Origin of the sequence: Pseudomonas sp. PICF6 (assembly GCF_009831705.1) — a bacterium.
GTDB lineage: Bacteria > Pseudomonadota > Gammaproteobacteria > Pseudomonadales > Pseudomonadaceae > Aquipseudomonas > Aquipseudomonas rhizophila.
In genome coordinates this window covers 1-9295 of record NZ_WUUD01000029.1, presented here as the reverse complement: position 1 = coordinate 9295, position 9295 = coordinate 1, and the positions used below count along the sequence as shown (strand labels likewise).

General features: G+C 61.0%; 8 protein-coding genes. 7 read left to right on the top strand and 1 reads right to left on the bottom strand.

Annotated elements, in window-relative coordinates; genetic code table 11:
• The 3 genes from cgtA to GSM73_RS19650 form a co-directional block, all read left to right on the top strand.
• The coding region (gene cgtA, locus GSM73_RS19660; RefSeq protein ID WP_256676994.1) for an Obg family GTPase CgtA at positions 1–908 on the top strand (908 nt) is incomplete at its 5' end.
• Between the two features lie 278 nt (positions 909–1186).
• Positions 1187–2305: a glutamate 5-kinase gene (gene proB / locus GSM73_RS19655; RefSeq protein WP_047230164.1), complete on the top strand. Its 1119-nt coding sequence runs from the start codon at positions 1187–1189 to the stop codon at positions 2303–2305.
• 9 nt (positions 2306–2314) lie between these two features.
• Positions 2315–2779, top strand: coding sequence for a CreA family protein (locus GSM73_RS19650; RefSeq protein WP_076386392.1), 465 nt, complete (start codon positions 2315–2317; stop codon positions 2777–2779).
• 180 nt (positions 2780–2959) lie between these two features.
• Here the strand turns inward: GSM73_RS19650 and rpsT are convergent, their stop codons facing one another.
• Positions 2960–3238, bottom strand: a complete 279-nt coding sequence (gene rpsT / locus GSM73_RS19645; RefSeq protein ID WP_003185593.1) for a 30S ribosomal protein S20 — start codon at positions 3236–3238, stop codon at positions 2960–2962.
• Between the two features lie 254 nt (positions 3239–3492).
• On the opposite strand from rpsT, the gene murJ reads away from it, so the two are divergent.
• From murJ to lspA, 4 genes are all read left to right on the top strand, one after another.
• Positions 3493–5031, top strand: a complete 1539-nt coding sequence (gene murJ, locus GSM73_RS19640; RefSeq protein ID WP_160893603.1) for a murein biosynthesis integral membrane protein MurJ — start codon at positions 3493–3495, stop codon at positions 5029–5031.
• A gap of 130 nt (positions 5032–5161) precedes the next feature.
• Positions 5162–6100: a bifunctional riboflavin kinase/FAD synthetase gene (ribF, locus tag GSM73_RS19635; protein WP_047230167.1), complete on the top strand. Its 939-nt coding sequence runs from the start codon at positions 5162–5164 to the stop codon at positions 6098–6100.
• Between the two features lie 13 nt (positions 6101–6113).
• Positions 6114–8945, top strand: a complete 2832-nt coding sequence (ileS, locus tag GSM73_RS19630) for an isoleucine--tRNA ligase (protein ID WP_160893601.1) — start codon at positions 6114–6116, stop codon at positions 8943–8945.
• On the top strand, positions 8938–9295 hold a 358-nt coding region (gene lspA / locus GSM73_RS19625), incomplete at its 3' end, for a signal peptidase II (RefSeq protein WP_160893599.1). The genes ileS and lspA, both read left to right, overlap by 8 nt.

Genomic DNA, 9295 nt, shown 5'->3' with positions numbered 1-9295 from the left:
GCGACCTGACCAAGGCTGGCCAGCGTCTGCTGGTGGCCCATGGTGGCTGGCACGGTCTGGGTAACACCCGTTTCAAGTCCAGTACCAACCGTGCGCCGCGCCAGACCACGCCAGGCAAGCCAGGCGAGCAGCGTGACCTGAAGCTGGAAATGAAAGTGCTGGCCGACGTGGGCCTGCTGGGTCTGCCGAACGCCGGCAAGAGCACCTTCATTCGCTCGGTATCGGCAGCCAAGCCGAAAGTCGCCGATTATCCGTTCACCACCCTGGTGCCGAACCTGGGCGTGGTCAGTGTCGACCGCTGGAAGAGCTTTGTGGTTGCGGACATTCCGGGGCTGATCGAAGGTGCTTCCGATGGTGCTGGCCTGGGGATTCGCTTCCTCAAGCACTTGTCCCGTACCCGGTTGTTGTTGCACCTGGTGGACATGGCGCCGCTGGATGAAACCAGTGCTGCTGATGCGGCTGAAGTCATTGTCAGCGAGCTGACCAAGTTCAGCCCGGCCCTGGCAGAGCGTGATCGCTGGTTGGTGCTGAACAAGTGCGACCAGATCCTCGAAGAAGAGCACGAGGAGCGGGTCAAGGAAATCGTTGATCGCCTGGAGTGGGAAGGTCCGGTCTACGTGATCTCGGCCATTGCCAAAGAAGGCACCGAGCGCCTGTGCCACGACATCATGCGTTACATGGAAGATCGTGCCGATCGCCTGGCCAATGACCCTGCCTACAAGGAAGAGTTGGCCGAGCTCGATCAGCGTATCGAAGACGAGGCGCGTGCTCAGTTGCAGGCGCTGGATGATCAGCGTGCCCTGCGTCGCAGCGGCGTGAAGTCGGTCCATGACATCGGTGACGACGATTGGGACGAAGAGGATGTGGATGACGAAGACGGTCCGGAAATCATCTACGTTCGCGACTGATCGTGTGCTGATGTCACTCAGTTGAAGCCAGGACCTGTGGGAGCGAGCTTGCTCGCGATAGCGGTGTGACAGCCGGTATCAATATTGCTGACCCAATGCAATCGCGAGCAAGCTCGCTCCCACAGGTTTAAGTGTTTCAGCGCGGTGTTATCATCGCAACCAGCCAGTTCCCAAGGCGCCGCTCATTCGAGCGGCGTTTTGGTATCTGTAAAACGCAAATACGAATAATCCCATGGGCGGTGCTGGGTCGCGCCGTTCGCTGGCAAAGGTTGAAGATGATGCGGAGCAAGGTGACGGGTGCGCAGCGCTGGGTCGTGAAGATCGGCAGCGCATTGCTGACGGCGGATGGCAAGGGCCTGGATCGCAAGGCAATGGCGGTGTGGGTCGAGCAGATGGTGGCTTTGCATGAGGCTGGCGTCGAACTGGTCTTGGTCTCTTCGGGGGCTGTAGCCGCTGGCATGAGCCGGTTGGGCTGGACATCGCGACCCAGCGCGATGCACGAGTTGCAGGCCGCTGCCGCCATCGGTCAGATGGGGCTGGTGCAGGCCTGGGAGTCGAGCTTTGCCGAGCACGGTCGCCATACGGCGCAGATCCTGCTGACCCATGACGACCTGTCCGACCGCAAGCGCTACCTCAATGCTCGCAGCACCTTGCGTGCGCTGGTCGAGCTGAAAGTCATCCCGGTGATCAACGAAAACGACACTGTGGTTACCGACGAGATTCGTTTCGGCGACAACGACACCCTGGCCGCGTTAGTGGCGAACCTGGTGGAAGCGGACCTGCTGGTGATTCTCACGGATCGCGACGGCATGTTCGACGCCGACCCGCGCAACAATCCTGATGCCAAGCTGATCTACGAAGCCCGTGCCGATGATCCGGCGCTGGACGCGGTGGCAGGCGGTACCGGTGGTGCGCTGGGGCGTGGCGGCATGCAGACCAAGCTGCGCGCCGCCCGTCTGGCTGCTCGCTCCGGGGCTCACACCATCATTGTCGGTGGTCGGCTGGAGCGAGTGCTGGATCGCCTGAAGGCGGGCGAGCGCATTGGCACATTGTTGTCCCCTGAGCGCGGCATGCTGGCGGCGCGCAAGCAATGGCTGGCCGGGCATCTGCAAACCCGTGGCACGCTGGTGCTGGATGCGGGGGCGGTGTCGGCGCTGTCCCAGGGCAATAAAAGTCTGCTGCCGGTGGGCGTGAAGCTGGTCCAGGGCAGTTTTCGTCGCGGCGAAATGGTGGTGTGCGTGGCGCCGGATGGTCGCGAAATCGCTCGCGGCCTGGCCAACTACAGCGCGCTCGAAGCACAAAAAATCATCGGTCAATCGTCTGATGCGATTGTCGGTCTGTTGGGTTACATGGCCGAGCCAGAGCTGGTTCACCGTGACAACCTGATTCTCGTCTAAGGAAAAATCATGGGTTTGGCAAAAGGATTGATCGGCTTGCTGGTGGCATTGCCGCTGCTGGCCTCGGCTGAGGAAATTGGCCAAGTGTCGACGGTGTTCAAGTTTGTCGGGCCAAATGACCGGATCGTCGTTGAGGCCTTCGATGATCCGAAGGTGGACGGGGTGACGTGCTATCTGTCCCGGGCCAAGACCGGTGGTGTGAAGGGTGGTCTGGGTCTGGCTGAGGATCGCGCCGAGGCATCCATTGCCTGCCGCCAGGTCGGTCCCATCAGCTTCAAGGGGGAGCTCAAGGACGGCGAGGAGGTGTTCAGGGAGCGCACGTCGTTGGTATTCAAGACCATGCAGGTGGTGCGCTTCCTCGACAAGAAGCGTAATACGCTGGTGTACCTGGTCTACAGCGACCGTGTGATCGAAGGCAGTCCGCAGAATGCGGTGACGGCGATCCCGATCCTGCCGTGGGCTCGTACCCAATAACCTGACGCAAATCCCAGTGTGGGAGCGAGCCTGCTCGCGATAGCTATATAACAGTCAACTTGTATTGAGTGTTCGTCAGCTTTCGCGAGCAAGCTCGCTCCCACATTTTTGCGATATGTGTGGTAAATCGCAGGCAATAAAAAACCGACCCTAAGGTCGGTTTTTTAACGAGCGCGTCGCTTAGGCAGCAGCGGCAACGTTCAGGGCCTTTACGTGGCCATTCAGGCGGCTCTTATGGCGAGCAGCCTTGTTCTTGTGGATGATGCCTTTATCGGCCATACGGTCGATAACTGGCACAGCCAGAACGTAAGCAGCTTGTGCTTTTTCAGCGTCTTTTGCGTCGATGGCCTTAACTACGTTTTTGATGTAGGTACGGACCATGGAACGCAGGCTGGCGTTGTGGCTGCGACGCTTCTCAGCCTGTTTTGCACGTTTTTTGGCGGAAGGTGTGTTGGCCACCGTCGAGCTCCTCGAAAGACTTTTTAGGAAATAGCAAACAAAATAGGCCGCGAATCATGCCGATGAGTTGATGTCTTGTCAAGGGCGGGTGACGCGTTCCGCTGAATGGCAGGTACAACGCACCGGATGATTTCTTTCCGGCGTGCGACCTGTAAACTCGCGGGCTTTGGCTCTGCACTGTTTAGCGGCGCGGAGTATCGCATAAGTGGGCGCGTTGTTCGCCTGCTGTTTATCGACAGGCAAAAACTCTTTTCATGAATCTGCTCAAATCGTTGGCTGCCGTCAGCTCTATCACGATGCTTTCACGCGTCCTGGGGTTCGTTCGTGACACGCTGATCGCTCGGATATTCGGTGCCGGGATGGCCACCGACGCCTTCTTCATCGCCTTCAAGTTGCCCAATCTGTTGCGGCGAATCTTCGCCGAAGGGGCGTTTTCCCAGGCATTCGTACCGATCCTGACGGAATATAAAAGCCAGAAAGGCGACGAAGCGACCCGCACGTTCATTGCCTACGTCACGGGTTTGCTGACGCTGGTGCTGGCGCTGGTTACGGTCGCCGGCATGCTCGCCGCGCCCTGGGTGATCTGGGCCACGGCACCGGGTTTTACCGATACCCCGGAAAAATTCCAGCTCACCTCGGACCTGTTGCGGGTGACCTTTCCTTATATATTGCTGATTTCCCTGTCGTCCCTGGCCGGGGCGATCCTCAATACCTGGAACCGTTTCTCGGTGCCGGCCTTCGTGCCGACCCTGCTCAACGTCAGCATGATCGTCTTTGCGGTGTTCCTGACGCCGTACTTCGACCCGCCGGTGATGGCACTTGGTTGGGCGGTGCTGGTGGGTGGCCTGGCGCAGTTGCTGTATCAGCTGCCTCACCTGAAGAAAATCGGCATGCTGGTGCTGCCGCGCCTGAATCTGCGCGACAGCGGCGTGTGGCGGGTGATGAAGCAGATGTTGCCGGCGATCCTCGGGGTTTCGGTGAGTCAGATTTCCCTGATCATCAACACCATTTTCGCCTCGTTCCTGGTGGCCGGCTCGGTGTCGTGGATGTACTACGCCGACCGCCTCATGGAGTTGCCGTCCGGCGTGTTGGGCGTGGCCCTGGGCACGATCCTGTTGCCGACCCTGGCCAAGACCTACGCCAGCCAGGACCGCCAGGAATACTCGCGCATCCTCGACTGGGGCCTGCGCCTGTGCTTCGTGCTGGTGTTGCCTTGTGCCCTGGCGCTGGGCATCCTGGCTGAGCCGTTGACCGTCTCGTTGTTCCAGTACGGCCAGTTCAACGCTTTTGACGCGCTGATGACCCAGCGGGCACTGATCGCTTACTCGGTGGGCTTGCTCGGGATCATTGTGATCAAGGTGCTGGCGCCAGGCTTCTACGCCCAGCAGAACATTCGCACGCCGGTGAAAATCGCCATTTTTACCCTGGTGATGACCCAGTTGTTCAACCTGTTGCTGATCGGCCCGCTGGCCCACGCTGGCCTGGCCCTGGCGATCAGTGCCGGCGCGTGCCTCAACGCCGGGCTGCTGTTTTACCAACTGCGCAAGCAGAAGATGTATCAGCCGCAGCCGGGCTGGGGCAAGTTCGGCCTCAAGCTGCTGGTGGCCGTGGGGGTGATGTCGGCGGTGCTGCTGGGGGCGATGCATTTCATGCCAGCCTGGGGTGAAGGACAGATGCTCGAGCGTTTCCTGCGCCTGGGTGTACTGGTCGCGGCGGGTGTGGTGGCGTATTTCGGCATGCTGCTGCTGATGGGCTTTCGCCTGCGCGACTTCAACCGCAAGGGCTTGAGCTGAGGGGTTTACCCTCGATAATCCCGGGCCGGGCAGTGGTTTTGTCGGCTCGATCACTTTGGGTTACGGTGTTGCCTGTCGTCGGCCGCCGGGTGTGGTTATAATCGGCCACTTTATGAGCAAGAAGCGCGTTATGCAGCTGGTTCGAGGCCTCCACAACCTGCGCCCCCAGCATCGGGGCTGTGTCGCCACTATTGGCAACTTTGACGGTGTTCACCGTGGCCACCAGGCTATCCTGGCGCGGTTGCGCGAGCGTGCCCAGGAATTGGGCGTGCCCAGTTGCGTGGTGATCTTCGAGCCGCAACCCCGGGAATTTTTCGCCCCGGACACCGCGCCGGCCCGTCTGGCCCGGCTGCGGGACAAGCTGCATCTGCTGGCCGCCGAAGGCGTCGACCGGGTCTTGTGCCTGGCCTTCAATCAGCGCCTGAGCAAACTCAGTGCCGCCGAATTCGTCGAGACCATCCTGGTGGGCGGTCTGGACATAAAACATCTGGAAGTCGGTGATGATTTCCGTTTCGGCTGCGACCGGGCAGGGGATTTCGATTACCTGCAACAGGCCGGCAAGGCCCGGGGCTTTACCGTCGAAGCGGCGCAGACCGTCGAGATGGATGGCATGCGCGTCAGCAGTACCCAGGTCCGCAATGCCCTGGCGGCTGCCGACTTCGAATTGGCCGAGCGTTTGCTCGGCCGGCCGTACCGGATTGCCGGACGGATCCTGCACGGGCAGAAACTGGCGCGCCAACTGGGCACGCCGACGGCCAACGTGCAACTCAAGCGTCGTCGTGTACCGCTGACCGGGGTGTTCCTGGTGAGTGTCGAGATCGACGGCAAGACCTGGCCCGGTGTCGCCAATATCGGCGTCCGGCCCACGGTCCAGGGGGATGGCAAGGCCCATCTCGAAGTACATGTTCTGGATTTTGCCGGCGATCTGTATGACCGGCGTTTGACGGTGGTTTTCCACCAAAAGCTGCGTGAAGAGCAGCGTTTTGCCTCTCTGGAGGCGCTCAAGACGGCGATCCATGCAGATATCGCCGCCGCCCGTGCCCTTGTCGCAACCAGCGCCAATCGCTAATGAAGAGCCTTAAATGACCGACTATAAAGCCACGCTAAACCTTCCGGACACCGCCTTCCCTATGAAGGCCGGCCTGCCTCAGCGCGAACCACAGATTCTGCAGCGTTGGGACAGCATTGGCCTGTACGGAAAGTTGCGCGAGATTGGCAAGGATCGTCCGAAGTTCGTCCTGCACGACGGCCCTCCGTACGCCAACGGCACGATCCACATCGGTCACGCGCTGAACAAGATTCTCAAGGACATGATCGTGCGCTCCAAGACCCTGTCGGGTTTCGACGCGCCGTATATCCCGGGCTGGGATTGCCATGGCCTGCCGATCGAGCACAAGGTTGAAGTGACCCACGGCAAGAACCTGGGCGCGGACAAGACCCGCGAATTGTGCCGTGCCTACGCCACCGAGCAGATCGAAGGGCAGAAGTCCGAATTCATCCGCCTCGGCGTGCTGGGCGACTTCGCCAACCCTTACAAGACCATGGACTTCAAAAACGAAGCCGGCGAAATCCGGGCCTTGGCGAAAATCGTCGAGGGCGGCTTTGTGTTCAAGGGCCTCAAGCCCGTGAACTGGTGCTTCGATTGCGGTTCGGCCTTGGCCGAGGCGGAAGTCGAGTACGAAAACAAGAAGTCGTCGACCATCGACGTCGCGTTCCCGATCGCCGATGAAGACAAGCTCGCCGCCGCTTTCGGCCTGGGCAAGCTGAGCAAACCGGCGTCGATCGTGATCTGGACCACCACCCCGTGGACCATCCCGGCCAACCAGGCGTTGAACGTTCACCCGGAATTCAACTACGCCCTGGTCGATGTTGGCGACAGGCTGCTGGTATTGGCCGAAGAACTGGTCGAGTCCTGCCTGGCCCGCTACAACCTCGAAGGCTCGGTGCTGGCTACCGCGCCAGGTTCGACGCTGGAACTGATCAATTTCCGTCATCCGTTCTATGACCGCCTGTCGCCGGTGTACCTGGCCGACTACGTAGAGCTGGGCGCAGGCACTGGTGTGGTTCACTCCGCGCCGGCCTATGGCGTTGACGACTTCGTGACCTGCAAGAAGTACGGCATGGTCAACGACGACATCCTCAACCCGGTACAGAGCAATGGCGTGTACGTGCCGTCGCTGGAGTTCTTTGGCGGCCAGTTCATCTGGAAAGCCAACCCGGCCATCGTCGACAAGCTGACCGAAGTCGGCGCGCTGCTGCACACCACCGTCATCGAACACAGCTACATGCACTGCTGGCGCCACAAGACCCCGCTGATCTACCGCGCCACCGCGCAGTGGTTCATCGGCATGGACAAGCAGCCAACCACTGGCGACACCCTGCGCCAGCGCTCCCTCAAAGCCATCGAGGACACCAAGTTCGTGCCGGCCTGGGGCCAGGCGCGCCTGCACTCGATGATCGCCAACCGTCCTGACTGGTGCATCTCCCGCCAGCGCAATTGGGGCGTGCCGATCCCGTTCTTCCTGAACAAGGAAAGCGGCGAACTGCACCCACGCACCGTCGAACTGATGGAAGAGGTGGCCAAGCGCGTCGAAGTCGAAGGCATCGAAGCCTGGTTCAAGATGGACGCCGCCGAACTGTTGGGCGACGAAGCGCCGCTGTACGACAAGATCAGCGACACCCTGGACGTCTGGTTCGATTCCGGCACCACCCACTGGCATGTGCTGCGTGGCTCGCACCCGATGGGCCATGAAACCGGCCCGCGTGCCGACCTGTACCTGGAAGGTTCGGACCAGCATCGCGGCTGGTTCCACTCCTCGTTGCTGACCGGTTGCGCCATCGACAACCACGCACCGTACCGCGAGTTGCTGACCCACGGCTTCACCGTCGATGAGTCCGGCCGCAAGATGTCCAAGTCCCTGGGCAACGTGATCGCCCCGCAGAAGGTCAACGACACCCTGGGCGCCGACATCATGCGCTTGTGGGTCGCCTCCACCGACTATTCCGGCGAGATGGCCGTTTCCGAGCAGATCCTGCAGCGCAGCGCGGACGCCTACCGGCGGATCCGTAACACCGCGCGCTTCCTGCTCTCGAACCTGACCGGTTTCAACCCGGCCACCGACCTGCTGCCAGCCGAAGAAATGCTCGCGTTGGACCGCTGGGCCGTGGACCGTACCCTGTTGCTGCAACGCGAATTGCAGGAGCATTACGGTGAGTATCGTTTCTGGAACGTCTACTCCAAGATCCACAACTTCTGCGTGCAGGAGCTGGGTGGTTTCTACCTCGACATCATCAAGGACCGTCAGTACACCACTGGCGCCAACAGCAAGGCGCGCCGTTCGTGCCAGACCGCGCTGTTCCACATCAGCGAAGCCCTGGTGCGCTGGATCGCGCCGATCCTGGCATTCACCGCCGACGAGCTGTGGCAGTACCTGCCGGGCGAGCGCAACGAGTCGGTGATGCTCAACACCTGGTACGAAGGCCTGACCGAACTGCCGCAAGGTTTCGAGCTGGACCGTGCCTATTGGGACCGGATCATGGCGGTCAAGGCGGCGGTCAACAAGGAAATGGAGATCCAGCGCGCGGCCAAGGCCGTCGGTGGCAACCTGCAGGCCGAAGTGACCCTCTACGCCGAAGAAGCCCTGAGTGCCGATCTGGCCAAGCTGAGCAACGAGCTGCGTTTCGTGCTGATCACTTCCACCGCCAGTGTCGCACCGTTGGTGCAGGCGCCGGCCGATGCGGTCGTCACTGAAGTCAGCGGCCTGAAGCTGAAGATCGTCAAGTCGAACCACACCAAGTGCGCCCGTTGCTGGCACTGCCGCGAAGACGTCGGCGTGAATCCGGAGCATCCGGAGATCTGCGGCCGTTGCGTCGACAACATCAGCGGCACTGGTGAGGTTCGTCACTATGCCTAGTGCGTCTAACGTGGCGAGCCGTTTCGGCCGGCTGAGCTGGCTGTGGTTGAGCTTGCTGGTGCTGGTCATTGACCAGGCCAGCAAGTTCCACTTCGAAAACTCGCTGACCATGTACCAGCAGATCGTGGTCATCCCCGACTACTTCAGCTGGACCCTGGCTTACAACACGGGCGCGGCGTTCAGCTTCCTGGCCGACAGTTCGGGCTGGCAGCGCTGGCTGTTCGCCCTGATCGCTGTCGTGGTCAGCGGCGTGCTGGTGGTCTGGCTCAAACGCCTGGGTCGCGATGAGACCTGGCTCGCCGTGGCGCTGGCATTGGTGCTTGGGGGCGCGCTGGGCAATCTTTATGACC